At 44.4% G+C, this 239-nt stretch carries 1 protein-coding gene; it reads left to right on the plus strand.

Annotated features, from left to right (window positions below; all coding sequences use genetic code 11):
* A partial coding sequence (locus SM755_RS24155) for a hypothetical protein (protein ID WP_323174900.1) occupies positions 1–237 on the plus strand: 237 nt, incomplete at its 5' end.
* Positions 238–239: the final 2 nt, after the last annotated feature.

Genomic DNA, 239 nt, shown 5'->3' on the forward strand with positions numbered 1-239 from the left:
GATAATTCCTTGATTGCTCGGTCTCTTGGTAAGTTTGGCATCATCTGCATGGAGGATCTAATTCATGAGATCTATACAGTCGGGAAACGCTTCAAGGAAGCAAATAACTTCCTGTGGCCCTTCAAGTTATCTTCCCCACGAGGTGGGATGAAGAAAAAGACAACTCACTTTGTAGAAGGTGGAGATGCTGGCAACAGGGAAGACCAGATAAACAGGCTTATTAGACGGATGAACTAAGG

Source organism: Natrialba sp. PRR66, assembly GCF_034808065.1.
Lineage (GTDB): Archaea > Halobacteriota > Halobacteria > Halobacteriales > Natrialbaceae > Natrialba > Natrialba aegyptia.